Annotated in this window: 19 protein-coding genes; 14 read left to right on the top strand and 5 right to left on the bottom strand. The window is 67.7% G+C overall.

The annotated features are described in order from the left end of the window. Window positions 1-295 (top strand): general secretion pathway protein GspB (locus ACSQ3D_RS05400; RefSeq protein WP_436126152.1); only part of this gene is annotated, 295 nt, incomplete at its 5' end. A 398-nt stretch (window positions 296-693) separates the two neighbouring features. Here ACSQ3D_RS05400 and ACSQ3D_RS05395 read toward each other — a convergent pair. Then, window positions 694-1917, bottom strand: coding sequence for an ABC transporter substrate-binding protein (locus tag ACSQ3D_RS05395; RefSeq protein ID WP_436126151.1), 1224 nt, complete (start codon window positions 1915-1917; stop codon window positions 694-696). Between the two features lie 154 nt (window positions 1918-2071). Here ACSQ3D_RS05395 and ACSQ3D_RS05390 point away from each other — a divergent pair, with 154 nt between their 5' ends. Continuing rightward, window positions 2072-2818: a Crp/Fnr family transcriptional regulator gene (locus ACSQ3D_RS05390; protein WP_396505083.1), complete on the top strand. Its 747-nt coding sequence runs from the start codon at window positions 2072-2074 to the stop codon at window positions 2816-2818. A 111-nt stretch (window positions 2819-2929) separates the two neighbouring features. On the opposite strand, the gene ACSQ3D_RS05385 is transcribed toward ACSQ3D_RS05390, so the two are convergent. After that, complete coding sequence (locus tag ACSQ3D_RS05385) at window positions 2930-4657, bottom strand: methyl-accepting chemotaxis protein (protein WP_056409803.1); 1728 nt, start codon at window positions 4655-4657, stop codon at window positions 2930-2932. A 450-nt stretch (window positions 4658-5107) separates the two neighbouring features. Here ACSQ3D_RS05385 and ACSQ3D_RS05380 point away from each other — a divergent pair, with 450 nt between their 5' ends. The 7 genes from ACSQ3D_RS05380 (at window position 5108) to htpG (ending at window position 14755) form a co-directional block, all read left to right on the top strand. Further along, the gene (locus ACSQ3D_RS05380) at window positions 5108-6010 is read left to right on the top strand and encodes a DUF4394 domain-containing protein (RefSeq protein ID WP_056409801.1); all 903 of its coding nucleotides are present in this window, start codon (window positions 5108-5110) and stop codon (window positions 6008-6010) included. Window positions 6011-6018: 8 nt separating this feature from the next. After that, the gene (locus ACSQ3D_RS05375) at window positions 6019-6675 is read left to right on the top strand and encodes a methylamine utilization protein (protein ID WP_396505080.1); all 657 of its coding nucleotides are present in this window, start codon (window positions 6019-6021) and stop codon (window positions 6673-6675) included. Further along, complete coding sequence (locus tag ACSQ3D_RS05370) at window positions 6672-9014, top strand: putative bifunctional diguanylate cyclase/phosphodiesterase (RefSeq protein ID WP_436126150.1); 2343 nt, start codon at window positions 6672-6674, stop codon at window positions 9012-9014. The genes ACSQ3D_RS05375 and ACSQ3D_RS05370 overlap by 4 nt, the downstream gene beginning before the upstream one ends. 105 nt (window positions 9015-9119) lie before the next feature. Next, window positions 9120-10142 (top strand): pseudouridine synthase, encoded by a 1023-nt coding sequence (locus tag ACSQ3D_RS05365; protein ID WP_396505078.1) that lies wholly within the window; start codon window positions 9120-9122, stop codon window positions 10140-10142. Window positions 10143-10249: 107 nt separating this feature from the next. Next, a complete protein-coding gene (locus tag ACSQ3D_RS05360) occupies window positions 10250-11530 on the top strand; it encodes an esterase/lipase family protein (protein ID WP_436126149.1) in 1281 nt (426 codons plus the stop codon). A 96-nt stretch (window positions 11531-11626) separates the two neighbouring features. Continuing rightward, entirely contained in the window at window positions 11627-12562 is a 936-nt protein-coding gene (locus ACSQ3D_RS05355) for a hypothetical protein (protein WP_056409791.1), read from the top strand. A 216-nt stretch (window positions 12563-12778) separates the two neighbouring features. Then, window positions 12779-14755, top strand: coding sequence for a molecular chaperone HtpG (htpG, locus tag ACSQ3D_RS05350; RefSeq protein WP_436126148.1), 1977 nt, complete (start codon window positions 12779-12781; stop codon window positions 14753-14755). Window positions 14756-15012: 257 nt separating this feature from the next. Here htpG and ACSQ3D_RS05345 read toward each other — a convergent pair whose 3' ends face one another. Continuing rightward, complete coding sequence (locus ACSQ3D_RS05345) at window positions 15013-15321, bottom strand: hypothetical protein (RefSeq protein WP_056409786.1); 309 nt, start codon at window positions 15319-15321, stop codon at window positions 15013-15015. 332 nt (window positions 15322-15653) lie between these two features. Between ACSQ3D_RS05345 and ACSQ3D_RS05340 the strand changes: the two genes are divergently transcribed. From ACSQ3D_RS05340 to ACSQ3D_RS05320, 5 genes are all read left to right on the top strand, one after another. Beyond that, on the top strand, window positions 15654-19121 hold the full coding sequence (locus ACSQ3D_RS05340; protein WP_436126147.1) for an IPTL-CTERM sorting domain-containing protein: 3468 nt from the start codon (window positions 15654-15656) through the stop codon (window positions 19119-19121). Between the two features lie 207 nt (window positions 19122-19328). Next, a complete protein-coding gene (xrtH, locus tag ACSQ3D_RS05335) occupies window positions 19329-19868 on the top strand; it encodes an exosortase H (RefSeq protein WP_436126146.1) in 540 nt (179 codons plus the stop codon). A gap of 19 nt (window positions 19869-19887) precedes the next feature. Further along, window positions 19888-20508 carry an exosortase H-associated membrane protein gene (locus ACSQ3D_RS05330; protein WP_056409779.1) on the top strand — a complete coding sequence of 207 codons (621 nt, stop codon included), beginning with the start codon at window positions 19888-19890 and terminating at the stop codon, window positions 20506-20508. 688 nt (window positions 20509-21196) lie between these two features. After that, window positions 21197-22018, top strand: coding sequence for a hypothetical protein (locus ACSQ3D_RS05325; protein ID WP_436126145.1), 822 nt, complete (start codon window positions 21197-21199; stop codon window positions 22016-22018). Between the two features lie 133 nt (window positions 22019-22151). Further along, window positions 22152-22910, top strand: coding sequence for a hypothetical protein (locus tag ACSQ3D_RS05320; RefSeq protein WP_436126144.1), 759 nt, complete (start codon window positions 22152-22154; stop codon window positions 22908-22910). Window positions 22911-23052: 142 nt separating this feature from the next. Here ACSQ3D_RS05320 and ACSQ3D_RS05315 read toward each other — a convergent pair whose 3' ends face one another. Next, complete coding sequence (locus ACSQ3D_RS05315) at window positions 23053-23769, bottom strand: response regulator transcription factor (protein ID WP_056409774.1); 717 nt, start codon at window positions 23767-23769, stop codon at window positions 23053-23055. A gap of 149 nt (window positions 23770-23918) precedes the next feature. Continuing rightward, window positions 23919-24995, bottom strand: a complete 1077-nt coding sequence (locus tag ACSQ3D_RS05310; RefSeq protein WP_436126143.1) for a serine/threonine protein kinase — start codon at window positions 24993-24995, stop codon at window positions 23919-23921. Window positions 24996-25061: the final 66 nt, after the last annotated feature.

Here is a 25061-nt window from a genome sequence, read left to right as displayed (position 1 = left end):
GCGCGAGCCCGCCGCCGCACAGCGCCCCGTGGCCGACCAGCCCGTCGCCGCGCCCTCCGGCGGCCCTGTGTTCGCACAGGCCGACCTGCCCGAGTCGGTGCGCACACAGCTGCCCACGCTCAAGATCAGCGGCGCCACGCACTCGAACAACCCGGCCTACCGCATGGCCATCGTCAACGGCCAGGTCCTGCACGAGGGCGACCTGGCCGCCCCCGGCCTGGTGCTCGAACGCGTCGAGCCCGGCCGCACCGTCTGGACCTTCCGCGGCTACCGCTACGGCGTCGCGTCGCAATAGGGTTTTGTTAAAAAAAGGCCACTACCGCTTGTCTGGCAAGCGCTAGCAGCTATCAAAAATATAGTGAGTAGCAAAGTAGCCCGCCAAGCGGCCCCCTCTCCGCCCTGCCGCGGCGCCCCAGCCCCACCACCGCGCACACCGCCACCGTAGTGCCACCGCCGAGGCGTGGTGAGTGAGGCCCGGTCCCCGGAGCAGCAGCTGCAAGATAAAAACCGGCCGCTACCGCCCATCCAGAAAGCGCCGGCAGCTATCAAATAAATAGCGCTGCAGAAAACGCCCACTATAGCCCGCCACCCTCCAAACCCCCACGCCGCCACCGCGAGTGCACCCGTGGAACCGGCTTTGCCGGGCCACCGGGTGCGTCCCCCTTGGGGGAAGACGCGCAGCGGCTCAGGGGGTCATTTAATAAATCTGCCATCCCGCCCCACCAGCGTCAGCTCCACAAACCGCGAGGCATTGCGGTCCGGCGTGCTGGCGCTGACCTCGAAGCCGCCCAGGTCCCACTTCTTCAGGTTCCAGCTCGCGTCGATGAACGCCGCGCGCGTGGGGTTGCGGCCGGCGCGCTGCAGGGCCTCGGCGAACACGCGGGCGTTGATGTAGCCCTCCAGCGCCAGGTGCGACGGCTCGGCCGTGGCGCCCGAGGCCTTCCACGCGGCCTGAAAATCGCGCACCACCGGCATCACCACGTTGGACGGCAGGGGCACGACCTGCGAGATGGCCATGCCGGTGGCATCGGCGCCCAGGGCCTTGACGGTGGCGGGCGTGCCCATGACCGACAGCGCGTACAGCGTGACCCCGCGCTTCAGGGCACGGAAGGCCTTGACGAACTCCAGCGTGGGCTTGCCGGCCAGGCCGATCACGATGGCCTCCAGGTTGCCTGCGGCCAGCTTGGCGGCGGCGCTGCCCGCGTCGGAGGCGTTGTTCTCCACGGTCACCGCCACGGCCTCGGGCAGCTTGAGGCGGTCCATCGACTGCTTGGCGGCCGTGAATACCTCTTTGCCGAACGAGTTGTTCTGGTAGACGATGCCGATGCGCTGGATGCCAATGGTGGACAGGTGCTGCACCAGTTTCTCGGCCTCGTCGGCGTAGCTGGCGCGGATGTTGAACACATTGCGCGCGCTCTTGGTGCGGCTGAGCTGCGCGCCCGTGAACGGTGCAAAGAACGGAATCCCGCTGTCCACCACCTTGGGCAGCATGGCATCGATCATCGGCGTGCCCATGCAGTTGAACAGCGCAAAGACGTCGCGGTCGGCCAGGAACTGCTCCACGTTGGCCAGCGCCTTGGGCACCTCGTAGGCGTCGTCCTGGGTCACGAGGTCGATGGTGCGGCCGTTCACGCCGCCGCGCGCGTTGATGCCGGCGAACGCCGCCTTCGCGCCCTGGTGCATGGCCGAGCCCAGGTCGCCCAGCGGGCCGGTGAGCGCGGTGGACTGGGCGATGCGGATCGTGGCGCCGTCCTGCGCGCGGGCCCGGCCGGTCCAAGCCGCCAGCCCCAGCACCGGCAGTGCGGCCGCGCCCGCCAGCAGCTGCCGCCGGCCCAGGCCGCTGCGGTGGGCGGGCGCGGCGGGGCCGGGCCCGGTGCCCGTGGCTGTGCCGCACCCGGTGGATCTTTGGTTTTTCATGTTGTTGTCTCCTCGGTGGACCCGGGCCTGCGGCCCGGGGAGGCGCCATCATCCGGCGGAGATTGGCATTTTTTTGTCTTTCTGACGACAATTGGTCTCAGGATTTCCCGTACCTGCCGGACCGACGGCCCCACCGAACCGACCCCATCCCCCCATGGACCCCCGCACGCACCAGGACCTCTCGCTGCACCAACGGCGCAGGCCGCCCACGGCCGACGAGCTCGACGGCATCCCGTGGCTGGACCAGCTGCAGCCGCCCGAGCGCGAGCGCGCCGTGGCGGCGCTGCTGGTGGGCGATGCCAAGGCGGGCGACTATGTGTGCCGCGTGGGCCGGCCGGTGACGTACTGGTTTGGCGTGGTGGAGGGCCTGCTCAAGATGAGCAGCGACAACGCGCAGGGCCAGACGATGACCTTCACCGGCGTGCCGCCGGGCGGCTGGTTCGGCGAGGGCACGGCGCTCAAGCGCGAGCCCTACCGCTACAACATCCAGGCGCTGAGGAGGAGCGTGGTGGCGGGCCTGCCGATCGACACCTTCCACTGGCTGCTGGACCACTCCATCGGCTTCAACCGTTTCGTGATGAACCAGCTCAACGAGCGGCTGGGGCAGTTCATCGCCGCGCGCGAGATCGACCGCTTCGGCAACCCCGACGTGCGCGTGGCGCGCAGCCTGGCGTCACTGTTCAATCCGGTGCTGTACCCGGGGGTGGGCGAGGTGCTGCGCATCACGCAGCAGGAGCTGGCCTACCTGGTGGGGCTGTCGCGCCAGCGGGTGAACGAGGCGCTCAAGGCGCTGGAGGCGCAGGGCGCGATCCGCGTGGAGTACGGCGGGCTGCGCGTGCTGGAGCTGGCGGCGTTGCGATCCAGCATTTTCCAGCTGCAGGCGCAGCAGGGCGCGGAGTGACCCGGCGCACCGCGAGATGACGTTGCGCGGTCGCAGGTCGGGGCGGTAGGCCGGTAGGAGGACGGGCAGGCAAACAGGCCGCCGCGCGCCCCGCCAGCCCGCTGGGGGCCGTCAGTGGCGCGGCAGCGACGGCAGGTTGCGGCGCGGTGCCTGCAGCGGATGGGCGGCCGTGCCGGGCCTGCGCGCAGCCGGTGCCGGCACGGGCGCGGATGCTGGCAGGGCGCCGATGGCCGGGGGTTCCCAGCTGTCGGCGTCGCCGCCGTTGCGCGAGAGGCGGAACGCGCCCACCATCTGCGTGAGGCGCCCGGCCTGGTCTTTCAGGCTGTCGGCCGCGGCCGCGCCTTCTTCGACCAGCGCGGCGTTCTGCTGCGTCATCTCTTCGAGCTCGCCCACCGACTGGCTCACGTGGCCGATGCGCTGGCTTTGCTCCTGCGTGGCGGCGGTGATCTCGCCCATGATGTCGGACACGCGGCGCACCGACAGCACCAGCTCCTCGATGGTCTTGCCCGCATGGTTCACCAGCGTGCTGCCCTCCTGCACCTGGTCGACGCTGGCGCCGATCAGCGCCTTGATCTCGCGCGCGGCGTTGGCCGAGCGGCCGGCCAGGTTGCGCACCTCGCCCGCCACCACCGCAAAGCCGCGGCCCTGCTCGCCGGCGCGGGCGGCTTCCACCGCGGCGTTCAGCGCCAGGATGTTGGTCTGGAATGCGATGCCGTCGATCACGCTGATGATGTCGGCGATCTTGCGCGAGCTGGCGCTGATGGTGTCCATGGTGCGCACCACCTGCGACACCACCTCGCCGCCGCGCGTGGCGGCGTCCGATGCGGTGGAGGCGAGCTGGTTGGCCTGGCGGGCAGAGTCGGCACTTTGGGCCACGGTGCCGGTCAGGTCGACGAGCGACGTGGCGGCGCTTTGCAGGTTGTGCGACGTCTGCTCGGTGCGCTGGCTCAGATCGAGATTGCCCGAGGCGACTTCGGAGCTGGCCACGAGGATGGAGTCCGCTGTCTGGCCGATCTCGCCCACCAGCGTGCGCAGGCGCTCCTGCATGGCGGCGATGGCTTCCAGCAGGCGGCCGGTTTCGTCGTGGATGCGCACTTCCACCGTCGAGGTGAGGTCACCGCGCGCGATGCGCTCGGCCAGCACCACCGCACGCCCGATGGGCGCGGTGATGCTGGAGGTGATGCGCCAGGCGATCAGCGCCCCCAGGCCGATGGCCAGCAGCACCAGCAGGCCGCCCACGGCGCGCGAGCGGCTCTGCGTGGTTTCGGCCGACGCGGTGGCCTCGGCATTGAGCGTGTTCTGCAGGTCGATGAGCTCGCGCAGCTTGGCGCGCCAGGCGGTTTCTGCCGGGGCCACGCGGGTCATCAGCGCGAGCGATGCGCTCACGGTGTCGCCGTCGTCGGCGGCCTTGATCGCCGTGTCCAGTTCGGGGCGCGCCTTGCGGCCGAGCTCCTGCACTTCACCCAGCAGCTTGACCTCGGCGGGCGTGGCGCTGTCGGGCTTGAGCAGCTCGGCCAGGGCGGCCTCCTGGCGTGCGTATTCGGTCAGCGTCTTGCCCACGCTCACGATCTGCTCGCGCGCCTGCTTGGGGTCGATGTCGTTGAGCATCGCGGCCGAGCGGCCCTGGATGCCGATGGCGCTCACGCTCTCGAGCATGCCGTTGACCAGCTTGGCCTTGCTCGCGCCCGCACCGGTGATCTGGAGCATCTGGTCGTGCACCTTGCCGATGGACCACTGGCCCACCGCGGCCACGGCCAGCAGCAGCACCAGCAGGCAGCCAAAGCCCAGGGCCAGGCGGGTGGAGATCGACAAGGATTTGAAGGAGGAGGCGGCCGGCATGGTTTTTTTCCTTGGGTCTCGGTAAAGAAGCGAACAACAAACAAGCAAACGAACAAACAACGGGCGAACCCACCAAGGTCCATCGGTCGGTCAGGGTGCAAGGCGGGCGGTGCTACCGCGCGGTAACAACGGCGGAAGCAATATCGATGCCCATACCCGCCGGGCAGTGTAGGCAGAAAGTGCTGTTTGCGGCATGACGCTTGCGGATAGCGGCATGCCCAAAGCGCATAGCCTGTCTGTTACAAATGGCCGCGCCACGCAAGGCCGGATGGTGCGACGATAGATGGACCTGTGCAAGTCTGAAATTATGATTCAAAATAGGCTTTCACGCTTGTTTTTAAATTGTTTGTAGCTATTGAAATAATAGCAACTCCGGTGGCCTGCAATACCCTGTGCCGCATTTCGGCAGGGCCGTTGGGTTATAACCATGTTACAGATTCGAGGCCGTCGATGTCACTGAAATCCCTCTCTTTCGCGCGCCGTCCGGCCGCGGGTGTGCTGCTGGCGGTGGCTGCGTTCATCGCCGGCTGTGCCGCGCCGCCCGCTGCAGACCCGGCCCGGCGCGAACTCGTCGTGGCCGTCACGGCTTCGCACGAACTCATCACCTTCAGTGCCGGCGAACCCGGTCGCATCCTCGAGCGCCGCCCCGTCACGGGCCTGGCCGCGGGCGACCGGCTCGTGGGCATCGACTTTCGCGTGGCGCGCGGCGTGCTGTATGCGCTGGCGCAGTCGGGCCGCCTGTACACGCTCGACATTCCCTCCGGCGCGCTGCGGCCCGTGGGCGCCGCGCCCGCGGTAGTGCCGCTCAGGGGCCAGGTGTTCGGCTTCGACTTCAACCCCGCGGCCGACCGCATCCGCGTGGTCTCCGACACGGGCCTCAACCTGCGGCTGCATCCGGACACCGGCGCTGTGGTGGACGGCGATCCGGCGGTGGACGGCGTGCAGGCCGACCCCTGGCTGCGCTACGCCGCCAGCGACGTGAACGCCGGCCGCACGCCAAGCATCGCGGGCGCCGCCTACACCTACAACACCCAGGACAGCAAGCTCACCACCAACTACGCCATCGACCGCGCGCTGGGCGTGCTGGTGATGCAGGGCTCGCTCGAAGGCACCACGCCCGTGGTCTCACCCAACTCCGGCCAGTTGCGCACCGTGGGGCCGCTGGGCCTGGGGCGGCTGACCGACGTGTCCTTCGACATTGCCGACGTCGGCAACGCGGCGCTGGCGGTGGTGCGCACCGCGGCCGACAACCCGACGCGCCTGGTGCTGGTGAACCTTCAGACCGGAGCGGCCCAGCCCCTGGGCCAGGTGGGCGACGGCGCGCCGCTGGTCGGCATGGCCATCGAGCCCTGAGTCCGCCCATGCGCGCGCCTTCCATTGCCACCCAGGCCCGCGGCCGCACCGGCCACGCGGTGCGCGCGGCGCTGGCCTGCCTGGGCCTGGCCGGTGCGGTGGCCGGCGCCCACGCCGCCACCGTGCAGGTCGATGTGCTGGACGCCGCGGGCAAGCCCGTGGCCGATGCCGTGGTGCTTCTGGATTCGGCCGATGCGAAGAAGCTGGCCAAGCCCCTGGCCAACGCCGAGATGGCGCAGGAAAAGCGCCAGTTCGTGCCCGGGGTGCTGGTGGTGCCGGTGGGCTCGGAGGTGCGATTTCCGAACAACGACTCGGTGCGGCACCACGTGTATTCGTTCTCGCAAACCAAGAAGTTCGAGCTCAAGCTTTATGCCGGCACGCCTGCCAACCCCGTGCTGTTCGACCGCCCGGGCGTGGCGGTGCTCGGCTGCAACATCCATGACCAGATGGTGGGCTGGATCCTGGTTGTGGAGACGCCGTTCTACACCCGCAGCCAGGCGGCCACCGGCCGGGCGCAGATCGACAACGTGCCGCCCGGCAGCTACACGCTGCGCACCTGGCACAGCCGCCTGCCCGTGGGCGCGCCCGCGCTGGAGCAGGCGATCACCGTGCCCGCCACGGGCACCGGCACCGCATCGGTGCGCATGACGGGGTTGTTGCCTTGACGTTGCGCTGGCCCCGGCGCAGCCTCATCGTGCGGCTGGTGGGGCTGTCGCTCCTGCTGCTGCTCATCGTGCAGGCGGCGGGCTTCGCGGTGGTGCGCGCCAGCATCGAGCGCAATGCCCGCACCCAGATCGCGCAGGCGCTGGACCTGGACGAGAACGTCTGGCTGCGCCTGCTCGACCAGAACGCCGACAAGCTGCGCCAGGGCTCGGCCCTGCTCGCGGCCGACTACGGCTTTCGGTCGGCGGTCAATTCGGGCGACGCGCAGACCATCCAGTCGGTGCTGGAGAACCACGGCAGCCGCATCGGCGCGGCCGTGACGGCGCTGCTGGGCACCGACCTCACGCTGCGCGCGGCCAGTCTGTCGGACAGCATGGAGGAGTTTCCGGCCACGCTGCGCCAGATCGTGCCGCCGCTGGCCGCCAAGCCGCAGGGCAGCCAGATCGCAGTGATGGGCGGCGTGCCCTACCAGTTCGTGATGGTGCCGCTGCGCGCGCCCGTGGTCATCGGCTGGGTGCTGATGGGCTTTCCCATCGACCAGCCGCTGGCCGATGAAATGCGCCGCCTGCTGTCGGTGCACGTGGTGCTGGCGCTCCAGGACAAGAACGGTGTGGTGACCATGCCGGTCTCCACCCTGCCGCCCGAGCCGCTGGCCCAGCTCAAGCGCCAGGGCGCCGGGGCCGGCGAGTTGACCACCGCGGACGGCACGCTGCTGGCGCGCGCCATCCGCATGGACAGCGTGGGCGGCGAGGTGCAGGCGCTGCTGCTGCGCTCCGTGGACGATGTGCTGGCCCCGTACCGCCAGCTGCAGGTGCTGCTGGCCATCATCACCGTGGCGGGCGTGCTGCTGTTCGCGGTGGGCACGGGCCTGATGGCCCAGCGCCTGGCGACGCCGCTGCGCTCGCTGCTCGGGGCCACGCAGCGGCTGTCGCGCGGCGAGTACGACGTGCCGCTGGCGCACACCCAGCGCACCGACGAGATCGGCAACCTGGCGCGCTCGTTCGACCGCATGCGCGTGGACATCGGCACGCAGCAAACCGAGATCCGCCGCCTGGCCTACTGGGACCGCCTGACCGGCCTGCCCAACCGCGAGCGCTTTCGCGAAGCCGTGGTGCAGGCCATCACGCAAAGCACCCGCCAGGGCGCGCCCGCGCAGCCGCTGGCCGTGCTCACGCTCGACCTGGACCGCTTCAAGCACGTGAACGACGTGCTGGGCTACGCGTTCGGCGACCGCCTGCTGCAGGCCGTCGCCGAGCGGCTGCGCCAGCAGGTGCGCTCCGGCGACGACATGGTGGCGCGGCTGGGGGGCAACGGGTTCGGGGTGCTGCTGCCCGACGCGGATGCCGCAGCGGCGCACGAGATGGCGCAGCGCATCACGCGGTCGTTCGAGGAGCCGCTGGCGTTTGCGGACCAGACGGTGGACCTGAGCGCGGGCATCGGCATCGCGTGCTGGCCGGGCGATGCGGACGATGCCGACACGCTGCTCAGCCGGTCCGAGATCGCGATGTACGCGGCCAAGCGCAAGCTCAGCGGCGCGCTGCAGTACGACGCCTCGTTCGACTCGGCCAGCTCGCTCACCCTGTCGCTGCTGAGCGAGTTGCGCCGCGCGGTCGAGCACAACGAGCTGCGCCTGTACCTGCAGCCCAAGGTGGCGCTGCACGGGCAGGGCGGCCTGGCGGCCGAGGCGCTGGTGCGCTGGGCGCACCCCCAGCGGGGCCTGGTGCCGCCGATGGAGTTCATCCCGTTTGCCGAGCAGACGGGCTTCGTGCGGCAGCTCACGCTGTGGATGTTCGAGGCCGTGGCCCGGCTGCTGGCCGACCCGCGCACGCAGGGCCTGCCCCTGCGGGTGTCGGTGAACCTGTCCACGCGCGACCTGCTGGACCCGGAGCTGAGCCAGCGCCTGGGCGCCATCCTGGTGCGCCACAGCGTGCAGGCCGCGTCGTTTTGCCTGGAGATCACCGAGAGCGCGATCATGGACGACCCGCTGCGCGCCGAGGCCATGCTCAACAAGCTGTCGGAGCAGGGCTTCAAGCTGTCCATCGACGACTTCGGCACGGGCTACTCGTCGCTGGCGTACCTGAAGCGCCTGCCGGTGGACGAGCTCAAGATCGACAAGTCCTTCGTGATGGGCATGGAGGTGGGCGAGGACGACGCCACCATCGTGCGCTCCACCATCGACCTGGCCCACAACCTGGGCCTCACGGTGGTGGCCGAAGGGGTGGAGACGGCCGGCATCCTGGAGCGGCTGCGCGTGCTCGACTGCGACGAGGCGCAGGGCTACCACATCACCCGCCCGCTGCCGGTGGAGGATTTCCTGGCCTGGCAGGCGCGCCAGGGGTAAGCTTTCCGGTTTTTCACCGGGGGCGGGTGCCGCAGCGGCACCGTTTCCGGTCTTTTGGCGCCGGGCCCGCAAGGCCCGACCGGCCCACAGGCGAAAATACGCGCAATGTCCTCTTCCAGCTCCCGCCCGCCCGCCGGCCCCGCCGCGGCCCCCGCCCCGGATGCCGGCGGCCCGTCCGCACCGCGGCCCGTGCTTCGCCGTCCCGTCATCGCGGGCAAGGCCGCCAAGGCCGCCCCTGCACGGCCCGCGCCGCCGCCCCGGCCCTCCCGCGCGCCTGCACCGTCGGGCTACCGCACCGCGTCGGGCACCGGGTTTGTCGCCCCGGTGCGCCAGGCCCCCGCGCCCGCCGCACGCACCGTGGCACCCAACGGCCTGGTCAGCTCGCGCCTGAACAAGCGCATGGCAGAGCTGGGCATGTGCTCGCGCCGCGAGGCCGACGAATGGGTGGCGCTGGGCTGGGTCAAGGTCAATGGCCAGGTGGCGGAGATGGGCCAGCAGGTGCTGCCCACCGACCGCATCGAGGTCGACAAGGTCGCGCAGAGCTTTCAGGAGCAGCGCGTCACCATCTTGCTGCACAAGCCCATGGGCTACGTGAGCGGCCAGGCCGAAGACGGCCACACGCCCGCCGTGGCGCTGATCAACCCCCGCACCCACTGGCGCGATGACCCGAGCCGCAACCGCTTCTCGCCGCCGCAGCTGCGCGGCCTGGCGCCCTGCGGGCGGCTCGATATCGACTCGGTGGGCCTGCTGGTGCTGACCCAGGACGGCCGCGTGGCGCGCCACCTCATCGGCGAGGACTCCACGGTCGACAAGGAATACCTGGTGCGCGTGCAGTACGGCGACATCACCACCGATGTGCAGTCGGCGTTTCCGCGCGAACAGCTGGCGCTGCTGTGCCACGGGCTGTCGCTGGACGGCCAGGCATTGAAGCCCGCGAAGGTCGAGTGGCAGAACCCCGAGCAACTGCGCTTCGTGCTCAACGAAGGCAAGAAGCGCCAGATCCGCCGCATGTGCGAGCAGGTGGGCCTGAAGGTGGTGGGACTCAAGCGCATCCGCATCGGCCGGGTGACGCTGGGCAACCTGCCCGTGGGCCAGTGGCGCTACCTCTCGCCCCATGAACAGTTCTGACGCCGCATGAGCGCACAGGCCCGCCTGCCGGGTGGGGATGCGGCTGGCCGGGTGCGGGCCGCAGGGCCCGCCATGGCGCTGGTTTGATCAGGATTGGACACACAGCCATGCCGTCCACGCCACGCCCCCGCTCACGCCCGCCGGTGGTCCCACCGGCGGCGGCACGCCCCTTGCGGCAACTGCGGGCGTCGGACCTGCGCGGCGTGGCCCGGCTGGCCACCCAGGCCACCACGGGCATCACCCGGGTGGTCGAGGGCGTGCACCAGTCGGTGCTGGGCACGCTGGGCCTGCCGGGCGGCGCGCAGCCGGGCCAGGCGCGCGGGTTCACCGGGCTGGTCTACCAGAGCATCCGCGGCGTGACCCGCCTGGTGGATGCCGGCCTGCAGGCGGGCCTGCAGCGGCTGGAGCCCCTGGTGCAGGGCCCGGCGGAGGCCGGCGTGCAGTGGAAGCGCCAGGCCGTGCTGGCAGCGCTGAACGGCGTGATGGGCGACCGGCTGCAGGCCGACCACAACCCGCTGTGCACGCCCATGGGCTTTTACCAGCACGGCTTGCCGCTGGACCCGGCCGCGCTGGGCGCTGCGGGGCGCGCCAGCGGCAAGCTGCTGGTGCTGGTGCACGGCCTGTGCATGAACGACTTGCAGTGGCAGCGCGGCGGCCACGACCACGGCGCCTATCTGGGAGAGGCGCTGGGCTACACGCCGGTCTACCTGCGCTACAACACGGGCCTGCACACCTCCACCAACGGCGCCGAACTGTCCCGGATGCTCGACGCACTGGTGGCGGCCTGGCCCGTGCCGGTCACGGACCTGGCGATCCTCGCCCACAGCATGGGCGGGCTGGTGGCCCGCAGCGCCTGCCAGCACGCGGCGGCCGGCGACCAGGCGCCGGCCACGCGCTGGCGGGGCCTGCTGCGCCACCTGGTGTGCCTGGGCACGCCGCACCACGGCGCGCCGCTGGAGCGGGCCGGCAGCTGGGTGGACGTGCTGCTGGGCAGTTCTGCCTATTCGCGCCCCTTTGCGCGGCTGGCGCAACTGCGCAGTGCCGGCATCACCGACCTGCGCTACGGCCACGTGTGCGATGCCGACTGGGCCGGGCGCGACCGCTTTCGCCAAAGCCCCGACCAGCGCACCCCCGTGCCGCTGCCCCCCGGGGTGGCATGCTGCACCGTGGCGGCCACGCTGGCGCCGCGGCGCAGCCCGGTGGCCGAGCGCCTGCTGGGCGACGGCCTGGTGCCATTGCGCAGCGCCCTGGGGATCCACGATGATGCGCGGCGTTGCCTGCACTTCGCGCAGGAGCGGCAGGCGGTGTTCCACAACATGGGGCATCTGGCGATGTTGGACGACGTGCGCGTGGCCCGCCAGGTCGAACAATGGCTGGAGACCGCGTGAAAACGACCGGAGGGTGCCTTTTTGATGCCAACGGTGCGGACGGACGTGGAGACGCCGCTACCATGCGGCTGTGAGAACCGAAACAAGGAGAAGCTAGTGAGCGACGTGAAATACCGCCTGGTAACCCGCAGCGACTTTGACGGCCTGGTGTGCGCCGTGCTGCTCAATGAGCTCAACCTCATCGACGAGATCACCTTCGTCCACCCCAAGGACATGCAGGACGGCAAGATCGCCGTCACCAGCCGCGACATCACCACCAACCTGCCCTACGTGCCCGGCGCCCACCTGGTGTTCGACCACCACGAGTCCGAAACCGTGCGCAACTCGGGCCGCCGCGACGAGAACCACATCATCGAGGCCCACGCCCCGTCCGCGGCGCGCGTGGTCTACAACTACTACGGCGGCAAGGCCGCGTTTCCGCGCATCACCGAAGAGATGATGGCCGCCGTGGACCAGGCCGACTCGGCCCAGTACTCGCGCGAGGACATCCTGGACCCGCAGGGCTGGGTGCTGCTGAACTACATGATGGATTCGCGCACGGGCCTGGGGCGTTTCCGCGACTTCCGCATCAGCAACTACGCGCTGATGATGGACCTGATCCAGTACTGCCGCGACCACACCATCGAAGAGATCCTGGCCCTGCCCGACGTGCAGGAGCGCGTGCAGCTGTACCGCGAACACGCCCCCAAGGCCAAGGAGCAGCTGCTGCGCTGCGGCATCGACATCGGCAAGCTGGTGGTGCTGGATTTGCGCGAGGAGGACACCATCTGGGCCACCAACCGCTTCATGATCTACGCGCTGTTCCCCGGCTCCAACATCTCCATCCACGTGATGTGGGGCCTGCAAAAGCAGAACACCGTGTTCGCCACCGGCAAGTCCATCCTGGACCGCAGCAGCCAAGTGCACGTGGGCAACCTGATGCTGGAGTTTGGCGGCGGCGGCCACGCGGCGGCCGGCACCTGCCAGGTGGCCAACGACCGGGCCGACAAGATCCTGCAGTCGCTGGTGCAGCGCATCACGCTGGAAGGCTGAGGCCGACGCCGCGCCCGGGGTGTCCGCCCCGGAGCGCGCACCGTGGTGCCCGGCGGCGCCAACAATCGCTGGCTGCCACACCCGCGTCCGGGCCGTTTCCGGAGTCCTCTTGAAATGGGGCCGTGTGCCCCCACGTCATCGCCTGCCAGGCCGGGCGGCTTCCCGCGGGGCTGCGCCGGCTGACGTTTTTTTATCCTGATCCAGAGCATTCATCCCATGAGCAAGCAAACCCTGTCCTTCCAGGCCGAAGTGGCCCAGCTGCTGCACCTGGTCACGCATTCGCTGTATTCCAACCAGGAAATCTTCCTGCGCGAGCTGATCTCCAACGCGTCGGACGCGTGCGACAAGCTGCGCTTCGAGGCGCTGAACAACAACGCCCTGTACGAAGACGCACCCGACCTGCAGGTGCGCGTGACCTTCGACCAGGCCGCCAAGACGCTCACCATCACCGACACCGGCATCGGCATGAGCCAGCAGGAGGCCATCGACCACCTGGGCACCATCGCCAAGAGCGGCACCAAGGACTTCATGGGCAAGCTCTCGGGCGACCAGAAGCAGGACGCCCAGCTCATCGGCCAGTTCGGCGTGGGCTTCTACTCGGGCTTCATCGTGGCCGACAAGATCACCGTTGAATCGCGCCGTGCCGGCCTGCCCGCCGACCAGGGCGTGCGCTGGGTGAGCGGCGGCACGGGCGATTTCGAGGTGGAGACCATCACCCGTGCAGAGCGTGGCACCAGCATCATCCTGCACCTGCGCGACGATGCCGAGGAATACCTCAACGCCTGGAAGCTCAAGTCCGTCATCGCCAAGTATTCCGACCACATCAGCCTGCCCATCCTGATGGAAAAGGAAGAGTGGAAAGACGGCGAACTGATCACCCCCGGCGACGAAGCCGGCGGCCGCCAGCCCGGCGGCATGGTCAAGACCGGCGAGTGGGAAACCATCAACAAGGCCAGCGCCCTGTGGACCCGCCCCAAGAAGGACATCACCGAAGAGCAGTACGCCGAGTTCTACAAGGCCATCAGCCACGACCACGAGGCCCCGCTGACCTGGGCGCACAACCGCGTCGAGGGCAACACCGAGTACACGCAGCTGCTATACATCCCTGCCAAGGCGCCGTTCGATCTGTGGAACCGCGACAAGAAAGCGGGCGTGAAGCTCTACGTCAAGCGCGTGTTCATCATGGACGACGCGGAGGCGCTGATGCCCACCTACCTGCGCTTCGTCAAGGGCGTGATCGACTCGGCCGACCTGCCGCTGAACGTAAGCCGCGAGCTGCTGCAGGAAAGCCGCGACGTGCGCGCCATCCGCGAAGGCTCGACCAAGCGCGTGCTGGGCATGCTGGAAGACCTGGCCAAGCACGACAAGCACGAAGCTGCAGCCGGCGGCGACGACGCCGTCACCGACGTGGTCGACGCCGACGACAAGGCCAAGGAAGGCAAGTACACCGCGTTCTACGCCGAGTTCGGCTCGGTCCTCAAGGAAGGCCTGGGCGAGGACTTCGGCAACCGCGAGCGCCTGGCCAAGCTGCTGCGCTTTGCCAGCACCGCCAGCGACGCCGTGACGGTGGGCTTTGCCGACTACAAGGCGCGCATGAAAGAGGGCCAGGAGGCCATCTACTACATCACCGCCGACACCCTGGCCGCCGCCAAGAACAGCCCGCAGCTCGAAGTCTTCAAGAAGAAGGGCATCGAGGTGCTGCTCATGACCGACCGCGTGGACGAGTGGGCGCTGAACTACCTGCACGAGTTCGACGGCACCCCGCTGCAGAGCGTGGCCAAGGGCGCGGTGGACCTGGGCACGCTGCAGGACGAGGCCGAGAAGAAGGCCGCCGAAGAAGCCGCCGAGGCCTTCAAGCCCCTGCTCGCCAAGCTCAAGGAAGCCCTGAAGGACAAGGCCGAAGACGTGCGCGTGACCACCCGCCTGGTGGATTCACCCGCCTGCCTGGTGGTGCAGGACGACGGCATGAGCACCCAGCTGGCGCGCATGCTCAAGCAGGCCGGCCAGCAGGCCCCGCAATCCAAGCCCGTGCTGGAGGTCAATGCCGAGCACGCGCTGGTCAAGAAGCTCGACGGCAGCGTGCACTTCCACGACCTGGCGCACATCCTGTTCGACCAGGCCCTGCTGGCCGAAGGCGGCCTGCCCGAAGACCCGGCAGCCTACGTGCGCCGCGTGAATGCGCTGCTGGTCTGATGCGGCCGGGCTGGTGATGGCATCGGCCTGTGCCTCTCTCTGCCTCTGACGCTGGCCGGCAGAGCGCAAGCAGCTACTTATTTGATAGCAAGCCCGGGCTCCGAAAGGACCCGGGCTTTTTTGCGCCATCAACGCACGCGGGGCGCAGGCTGCAGGGGGGCGATGCGCACGCCGAAGTCCGTGCCAAGTTCGTGCCCGGTCCGTGCCCGAACCCGTGCCCGAACCGTGCCAAGGGCGCACGAGTGGCACCCCGCGGCTCACTCCTCGGGCTGCGCCTGCTCCAGGATGCGGCTGTGCGCGCGGTTGCGCTCTTGCGGGTCGGCGTCGATCAGGTCCTTGAGGGCGCTCTTGGAGGCCTGCATGCCTTTGCGCCGGTCGTTCTTGACGGGCATGTTGCGCCAGCCCGAAAGCACCAGCCAGTCCCACAGGTCGGGCGGCACATCGTGCGTGATGGTCATCTTGATCGGGCCCCGAACGATGGTGGCGCCCACCGGGGGGAGTGAGCCGACGGGCGCGGCGCGGCGCTTCTGGCGAATCGAGAGGGCGTTGCGAATCCAGTCCTTCATGGGGTGGGTGGTCCGTTCACAGGGTTGGTCATGGGTGCAGCATATATCAGTGGCCGAGATGCGGCTATGCAGCAGATTGCACGGATCGAATTGTTCAATGCCCGTGGCGGCGTGGCACAAACCCAACGCTACCAGTCGGTAGAATGTGAACGATTGTTGCAACGCGGCCTGCCGGCCGTAGTGCCGATAGATTCGGTCCCAGCCTTCAGCCGCTGTGCTCAAGGCAGATTTCACGCACTCCCTTTGCACCGACTTTGTTCCAACCCGAAAGGGGCTTGGTGAGGTTGCGGCGTGACCCAAAAGGCTTGAGCCATTCACACCCAGGAGCATTTATGTTGTTCAGTTCATTGGCGCGCCTGTTCGCGCGAGAACATCCCCCCAGCCGGCAGCTGCCGGCCTCGGGCGATACCTTGCCTGCCGCCCCGGGCGCCGCGGTGAAACCGCGCGCCGTGCGGCGCCTGCGCTGGTTGCTGTTGGCCGGTGGCCTGTGCGCGGGGGCTGCGATGGCGCAGTCTGCCGACCTGGTGGTGAACCATGCGGACTCTCCGGACCCGGGCCCTGCCGGCGGCATCTTCACGTACACCCTGCGCATCGACAACAACGGCCCCAATGCCGCGACCGCCGTGACCCTGGTCGACACGCTGCCCACGGGCTCGGCCTTCATCGACGTCAACACCACCGCCGGCACCTGCAACCAGGCCGGCGGCACCGTCAACTGTGCCCTGGGCAACATTCCGTTCAATGCGAACCAGACGGTGACCATCCGCGTGCGCCTGCCCTCCGCCGGCGTGTGGACGAACACCGCCACGGCGGGCAGCAGCACGTCCGACCCCAACACCAGCAACAACGTCAACAGCATCCAGGACACCACGGCCACGCAGGCCGCGGACCTGGCACTCACGGCCACGCCGTCGCTGGCCAACGTGACCGCCGGCCAGAACTACAGCTACGCGCTGCAGGTGGCCAACAACGGCCCGGATGCGGCCACCGGCAGCCAGCGCATCAGCTTCACCGTGCCCGCAGGGGCCTCGGTGACTGCGGCGCCTAGCGGCGGCGGCTGGACCTGCACCCCCTCCGCAGGCTATCCCCTGGCCAGCGGTGCGTCCGTGGCCTGCACGCGTGCGGCCACGCTCGCCAACGGTGCCACATCGTCCGTGCTCACGGTACCGGCGGTGTCCAATGTGAACGGCACGGTGACCGCCGCGTTCGCGGTGGCCGGCATCAAGCCTGACAACTCCGCCATGCCCGATGGCGATGCGTCCAACAACACCGTGTCCGCCGACGTGACGTCCGCCTCCGGGGCCGACGTGCAGATCTCCAAGTCCGCTCCCGGCGGTACCAATGTGGCGCTGGGCAGCGATGTCTCCTACACGCTCACGCCGCGCCTGAACGGCGGTGTGCTGCTGACCGGCCAGCCCATCACGGTGACCGACACGCTCGGTGCCGGCCTGTCCTTCGTCTCCGCCAGCGGAGCCGGGTGGACGTGCGATCCCACCATCACCTGCACGCGCACGGAGTACACCGGCGCCAACTTCACCAACATGCCGGTCATCACGGTGGTGGCCACCGCGACCAGCACGGGCGCGCTGACCAACACCGCTGGCATCAGCACCGCGTTGTCGGACCCAGTGCCCGCCAACAACACCGCCTCGATCAATGTGACATCAAGCAACGACGCGGACATGCAGCTCACGAAGACGGCCAGCATCAACCCCGTCGTGCCCAACCAGGCGTTCAACTACGTACTGACCGCACGCAACGCCGGTCCGCTGGCCGTGCCCGCGGGCCAGGACATCACCGTCACCGACCAGGTGCCTGCGGGCGTCACGCTCAGCGCACCCCTGACCGCTTCAGGCTGGACCTGCGATGCGCTGCCCTTCACCGGCCCCGGCGCCTGGAACTGCACGCGCAACTCGGGCCTTGCGGCCAACACCAATGCACCCGCCATCACCGTGTCTGCGGTACTGACCGGCACCGGCACCGCCACCAACAACGCCTGCGTCGCCCTGGGCGGCGGCGGGCGTGTGGACGGCAACGGCGGCAACAACTGCACGGGCGTCGCCGTGTCTTCCACCGTCACGCAGGCCGACCTGCGCGTGGTGTCCAAGACGGCAGCGCCCGACCCTGTGGTCGCAGGTGCCAACCTGACCTACGTGATCACCGTGGAGAATCTGGGCCCTGCCAGCGCCACCAACGTGGTGGTGTCCGACACCCTGGCCAGCCTGGTCAACACCGGGGGCTTCCAGTCGGCCACGCCATCGCAAGGTACCTGCACGCCCAACAGCGTGACCAATGGCACGCAGCAGAACCTGAGCTGCAACCTGGGCACCCTCGCCATGGGCGCACAGGCCACGGTGACCGTGGTGGTGCGCCCCAGCATCGGCGCCACCGGCCCGCGCACCAACACCGCGACGGTCCGCTCCACCGATGTGGGCGATCCGGTCCAGAGCAACAACAGCGGCAGCGTGACCAGCCAGGTCACGGCCATCGTGGACGTGACCGCGGCCAAGACCGCGACCCCGGCCTCCGTGCCAGCGGGCGCACCCATCACCTTTGTCGCCACCATCGGCAACACCGGTCCTTCGAACGCGCAAACGGTGCAGATGGTGGATACGCTGCCATCGAACGCGGCATTCATCGACATCGTCTCGGTGAGCGGCGGCGGCACCTGCACGCCCATCACCGCAGGGGCCGTGGGCGGCACGCTGACCTGCAACTGGGGCAGCATCAACGCCGGCGTGCAGCAGACGGTGACCTACCGCATGCGCCCCCTGGGCACGGCGGCGGGCGGCACGGTGGTCAACAGCCTGGCGGCGACCACGGCCACGGCCGAGTCGAATGCGGGCAACAACAGCGCCACCACCACCACGGCCGTCACGGCCGCGCAGCTGGACATCCTGGTGAACAAGGTGGACAGCGCCGACCCAGTGGACCTGGGGCAGCCGACGACGTACACCATCACCATCAACAACAGCGGCCCGTCGTTCGGTACCAACGTGGTGATGACGGACATCTTCCCTGCGCCCGGCTCCGCTCCCACGGCCACGTTCAGCTACCAGGGGGCCCTCACGGTCAACGCCGGCGGTGTGTGTACCGAGCCCTCGGTCGGCTCCACCAGCGGCACGCTGCGCTGCGTGTTCCCGGGCCTCAGCAGCGGGCAGACGGCCACCGTGACCTATGCGATGCGCGCCGAGACCCTGACGGTCGCAGGTGCCACCAGCGGTACCGCGTTCAACCGTGCGAGCGTGACGGTGGACGAAACCGAAACCACGCTGGCCAACAACGTGGTGACGCATGACACCACCGCACGCCGCTTCACCGTGGCCACCGACCTGGCCCTGGTCAAGACGGCCCCCGGCGGCCCGCTGGCCCCCGGTGCGACCCTGGACTACACCCTCGTGGTCACCAACAACGGCCCCCTGGCGAGCGATGGTGCGCAGGTGGTGGATGCCTTGCCTGCCGGCGTGGACTTCGTCTCGGCCGTGGGCTGCGTGAACGCCGCCGGAACAGTGCGCTGCGCGATCGGCCCGCTGGCGGTGGGGGCATCGCGCACGTTCACCGTCCGCACGACGCTGAGCTCGCCCTACACAGGCGCGCGGCCGCTGGTGAACAACGCCAGCCTGGACGCGCCGGGCGACACCAACCCCGCCAACAACACCTCCAGCGCCACCACCACCGTGTCCACGCCACCCGGCGGCGCGACCGGCATTCCCACGCTGTCCGAGTGGGGCCTCATCCTCCTGTCGGGGCTGCTGGCACTGATGGCCTTCGGCCACGCTGGCGGCATCCGCCGCAGGTAACAGGGCGCGCTGCGGCCCGCGCGAGCGGGCCGCAGCCAACCCCCCGAGCCTTCTTCACAGGCCAGCACGGCGACACCGGCGTGCTGGCCTGTGGCGTTTGTCGATAATGCGCGCTTCGCCTTGCATCGCTGGCTTTGTCTTGCCTGCGCCGCTCGCTCGCACCCGCTGCCAGTGCCGCCGGCGCTGCCTTGTTGTCCCGGAGTTCCCATGCTGCGTTTCTTCCTTACCTTCGTGGTCCTGCAACTCACGCTCTTCGGCATCAACATGCTGGGGGTGGTGCAGCAGCACGTGGTGCTGCCGTGGACGGCACTGCTGGCCCGCGCCTGCGTGGCGCTGGTCACGCTGTTCGACTCCACCGCAGCCGCGGCGGGCAAGGTGCTGTGGAACACGGTGACGGGCTTTGGTGTCTCCATCGAGCCGGGCTGCAATGGCATCGAAGCGTGCATCGTGCTGTTCGCGGCGGTGATGGCGTTCCCGGCGTCCTGGCGCCACAAGCTGGTCGGCCTGGTCGTGGGCTTCGTGGCGGTGCAGGGCCTGAACGTCGTGCGCGTGATCAGCCTTTTCTATCTGGGCCAGTGGAGCACGCCGGTGTTCAACTTCGCCCACGAATACCTGTGGCAGGCGCTCATCATGCTGGACGTGCTCATCGTCTGGCTGCTGTGGGTGCGGGCCGACGCCAGGGCCCAGGCCCGTGCCAACCCGGCCCCCAAGCCCGGTACTCCCGACACCCCGTCCGCCGCCGCCTGACCCCACGGAGACCCACTGCATGCGCCGCCTCTCACCGCTCACGGTCTTCGTGCTCTCGGCCTTTGGCTGGATCGTGGTGCTCACCGCACTGTGGTCGCAGGTGTCCGCCTGGACGTCCTATCCGGTGGGTGTCCTGTCGCACATCGCGCTGGAGCAGGGGGCGCCGATGTGGATCCGCCAGGCGACGGTGACGCCAGGCAATATCGAGGTGGATACCGCTGTGTCGGTGCCCGTGCCGGAGCAGGGCGGACGCAGGGGAGAACTCACCGTGGAGGCCAACCCTGCGCGTTATGCCTATGGACTGCCGATCTTCCTGGCCCTGCTGTTTGCGGCGCGGGGCAAAGGGCTTGGCTGGCGCGCGGTGGCGGGCTGGGCCCTGCTGCTGCCGGGGCAGGCTTTCAGCCTCACGATGTCCCTGCTCATGCAGATCGTGATGGCCGCACAGACCAATATCCGGCTGCTGCGCGTCTCTCAGTGGCAGATGGAGGCCATCATCTACGGTTACCAACTGGGCTCGCTGGTCCTGCCCACCCTGGTGCCCATCCTGCTGTGGCTGTGGCTGGACCGCCGGTTCGTCCAGGATGTCCTGGTGCGCGGCTGGCGCGATTCGCTGGCGCCATCGGCCCCCCCGCAGTCCTGAGGGCTTGCGGACTCGCGGGGGCGCTGGCAGAGCGTTCAAGTGGTGGTGGGGAGGGGGAGCGTTCGACCTCCCCATCGAAAGGGTGGGCGCCGTGGCGTGTAGCCGACCCTGAGTCTTGGCCGGCAGGCGCGGGCGGTGAGGCAAACACCGGCATTCCCGCACGCCGACAGCGCCGCAGGCGTTGCCACTGCGAGCTTCGAACGGGTATGGCCTGCGGTCTACAGCGGGGCCCGTGCCGAAGGGGCGGTGGCGCGGCGGACCAGTTCCTGTACGAAGCCCGGCACTGGGCTCCGGCGAATCGGCGATAGAGCCGATGCCGCAAGCGCAATGCTCGCGGCTCAGGCGCCCTGCCGTGCGTTTCTTGGGTCTGCTGAAGGATTCACTCTGGATCCGGTCCTACGCCCACTTGCGCGGTCCAGAGACGCCATTTCAATAACTTCCTTTAGATTTTGCCGAGCGGCAGTTAATCGCCATTTGTCGCTCTTGCCGACGGCTTTTTTGAATAAACATACTCTTTGCAAAAGCTACATTCAATATGTGCATGGGATATCGGTGCACGCTTTGTTGCAACGCAATACTTGGCATTTTGATACAAGGAGTGTTTGATATGAATGAAGCAATTCGACTGGTGCCTGTTTTCGCCTTCTGATACCGATAGTTCAAAAAGTTTTCAACTTTGGAGAAAAAAATGAAGAAGAGCAAAATCGACAAACTGAAAATTCTGGTGTTTTTTGCTGGAACGACTGTATCGACAATGTCGTTCGCCGTGCATGAGCGACGACAGGAAATACCTGCCATGGCTGGCACTGAGATTCACCTGGAGAATGGGGAGAGCTGCACGGTAGGCGGTGTCTTCAGAAGAAGGGGCTTTTGGCAGAACATTACAGCGTACCGAAAGAATACGCGGTACGCTGTGACTGCAAGGCACTGTGTGGTGGCAAACGAAGAGGTGAGGGTGGGCCTTGGCTTCAACAGCGGGCAGTGGCTCGGGAAGGTCGTCTGGTTGGATCAGATTCGGGACGTAGCCATGGTGCGTGTGCCGCCTGACGTGACCTGGAATCACGTGTGTGTAGTCGACCCCAAATGGAACAATCCTTGCCATTTGACGTACACGACCACACCGCGTGCAGTAGGGAGGGTGATCACTGTACCCTTCGGATTACCTACATTTTCATCATTGCCTCTTGCAGGCGTGGGCTCGCCTGCACCGGGTTTGCCGTTTTGTACCAGCGGCGCTATCACCAATATCACTTGCGATTGGGTCAGTGCTCCCATTCCGCATGGTCCGGAGTCTCCACCGGAAGGCGTTGCCAAAGGGGCTATCAATACACTTCGGCCGGTACAGCCTGGTGATTCTGGAGGGGCCGTCGTGAGTACGCATAGGCTTCTCTATGGATTCATTTCTTTCAGGCAGAACCCATTGGACCCCAATCTTCCGTATTTTATGGGATACACCCCGGTTGAATATTTTCATCAGCTGCAGCCTGATTATAGTTTGGCCCCGCCTTGATGCGGGCGCACCTGTCGGCAGTCAATGGGCCTTGGAGTTCGTGGGAGCGTTTCCCGTTGGAGTCTTCGAATCCGTGGGCTGACGGATTGCTCATTTCCTGATTTTCAAACACCAACGAACATGAGATGAAATCATGATGTACAAATCTCCGAAATTATTCCTGCGCAGTGGTCTGGCAATGGCTGTGCTGGCTTGTGGAACGGCGGCTGGAAACGTCTGGGCACAACAAAATTACTTCACAGGTCTGGACCCGCACATATTCGTACAAAATATGCCTCCTCCGAAAGGGCATCCCTCGTACGTCAGGGCCCAGCAGATGCTGGATTGCCAGGATCTGCTGGATGAAATCTCCGACCTGGAATCAACGGGCCAAGCGCGTTCCGTGCAAGACCTTGAGTTGCCGGAGGTTCAGCAAAGGATATTTTTTTTGGAGGTGCGCAAAATCCTTTGCCAGGACGTGCCGCCGGAAGACCGCCCCCTCATTCAAAAGCTGATGACGGAAGCCGCGTTGGCAGGCGATCCGGGTGCCAGAACGTTCAAGGCCATCGAAAAACTTGTCCATGAAGAGTCGTCCAAGAAGTGGAACGATCCTGCGAGTGAAAACGCCAAACTCGCAGCCAAGGAACTTCTCGGCTTGGCCATGACCGGCGATCCAGTCGCGATGTCCTATGCCTATGAAATTACGGTCACCGACCGGTATCATCTCTATGACCCGGTAGAGTCTGCGGCCTGGAAATTGGTTTTGTCGCCAGATCCGTCTGCTGAAATTCTCGATCCGTACATCGCGGGCGAATTGCTGCCCAGTAATGTGCCGGCCGGCAATGTGGATCGTGACAAGGTGGTCGCCAGAGCGCAAGTCATCTTCAATGCGTGTTGCGCCATGCGGCCATAGGAGAACATCAGAACGAGGTCGACGAACGCGAGTTCTGTCCCATGCCGGTCAGGCGAGCCCTGACTGGCATTTTCTTTGGCGCGTACTGGCTGCGCGGGGTGATCGCTGCGCCTTGCGCGCCAAGCGGCCACAGCCTGGCACCTCACCCTGCGGCGGTGGCTCCCCGCTGCATTCCAGGCAAGTCCAGCCGATATCCCATGCCGTAGACCGACGTGATCGTGTAGCCGCTTTCCGGCGTCAATTCCAGCTTGCTGCGCAGGCGCGAGACATGTGTGTCCAGCGACCGCGACGGCGCTTCGTTGATCTCACCCCAGACCACTTCGCGCAGGTGCGCACGCGATAGCAGACGGCCCGCGTTGCGGAACATGAACAGCGCCAGTTCGTACTCGCGGTGCTTGAGGTTCAGGGGTGTGCCGCGCAGCAGCAACAGCCGCTTTTGCAGGTCGAAGCGGTAGGGGCCGAACTCCTGCCGCGCAGCGGCACCCAGCGCTTCGGGGTAGGCGCGGCGCAGCAGTGCGGCCACCCGCGCCGCCAGTTCGCCCATGCGCAGGGGCTTGACCATGTAGTCGTCGGCGCCGCGGTTCAGCGCCTCCACCACATCGCGCTCGTCGTGGCGGCTGGTCACGAAAAGGATGGGCAACTGCGGGCCGATGCCCTGGCGCACGCTGTGCACCACGTCGATGCCCTCCATGTCGGGGAGGTGCCACTCCACGATGAGCAGGTCGAAGGTTTCATGCCGTGTGTCCATGAGCAGGCTCGCGCCGCTCGCGTAGACGTGGCAGACATGGTGATGGCGTTCGAGGTGGGCCTTGATGAGCTCCAGAAGGTCGGAGTCATCGTCAAGGACGGCAATGCGCATGGTGGTGTGATGAGGGGGTCAGCCCTTGGGAATCGATACGAAAACGCCTCTCGGGGAGGCGCTTTGATATTGCCCGACATCCACCGGTTGTGCGCGCGAGTTGACAATCGTTTGCAGTGGCGCCGAGGCCTGCGCAGCGCGCGCAGCCGCTACGCCGCCAGCGGCTCTTCCTGCATTGCTTCGCACTGCTCGATGAGCATGTCCACCTGCCCGCGCCAGTAGTCGCTGCTGCCGAACCACGGGAAGTTGGCCGGGAAGATCGGGTCCTGCCAGCGGCGTGCCAGCCAGGCGCTGTAGTGGATGAGGCGCAGCGTGCGCAGCGGCTCGATCAGCGCCAGCTCGCGGCGGTCGAAGCTGCGGAACTGTTCGTAGCCGTCCAGCAGGGCGCTGAGCTGGTGGGTGCGCTGGCGGCGGTCGCCGGACAGCAGCATCCACAGGTCCTGCACCGCGGGGCCCATGCGGGCGTCGTCCAGGTCCACGAAGTGCGGGCCGCCGCGGCCGTATTCGTCGAGCGGGGTCCACAGGATGTTGCCGGGGTGGCAGTCGCCGTGCAGCCGGATGGGCGTGGCATCCTTCAAGCCAAAAGGGCTGCTACCGCTCGATGGTAAAGCGCTGGCAGCTATCAATTCAATAGCTTTGTCGCACTGGGCCTTCCACGTGGCCTGCATGTCGAGCGGGATGATCTCGTGGGCGAGCAGCCAGTCGCGCGATGCGGTGGCGAAGGTCTCCACGTCCAGCAGCGGCCGGTGCACGAAGGGCTGCGCCGCGCCCACGGTGTGGATGCGCGCGAGAAAGCGGCCGATCCATTCCAGCACCTCGAAGTCGTCCAGCTCGGGCTGGCGCCCGCCGCGCCAGGGGCTGACCGAAAACGCGAAGCCGTCGTGCTGGTGCAGCGTCTGGCCGTTCAGCACCATCGGGCCGACGGCGGGCACCTCGGCGGCCATCAGGTCGGCGGCGAAGGCGTGCTCTTCGTGGATCTGCGCCTCGCTCCAGCGGCCGGGGCGGTAGAACTTGGCGACCACGCGCTGGCCGTCTTCCAGGGTGACCCGGTACACGCGGTTCTCATACGACGACAGGGCCATGAGGCGGCCGTCGCCGTACAGGCCCACGCCGGCCAGCGCGTCGAGCACATGGTCGGGCGTGAGCTGGGCGTAAGGGTGCAGCGGGTGAGGCGAAGCGGTCGTGTCAGCGGCGTCGGGCGTGCTGTCGGGGGGCGGTCGGGTCATGCCCCATTGTCGCCGTGCGCCGCCGCCGTGCAGGCGGTGGGGTCGCTACGCCGCTGCAGAGCGCCC

This window comes from Acidovorax sp. LjRoot117, from assembly GCF_964252695.1.
Lineage (GTDB): Bacteria > Pseudomonadota > Gammaproteobacteria > Burkholderiales > Burkholderiaceae_C > Acidovorax.
Note: the sequence above shows the minus strand (reverse complement) of the source record. Positions and strands in the feature narration are given on the sequence as shown.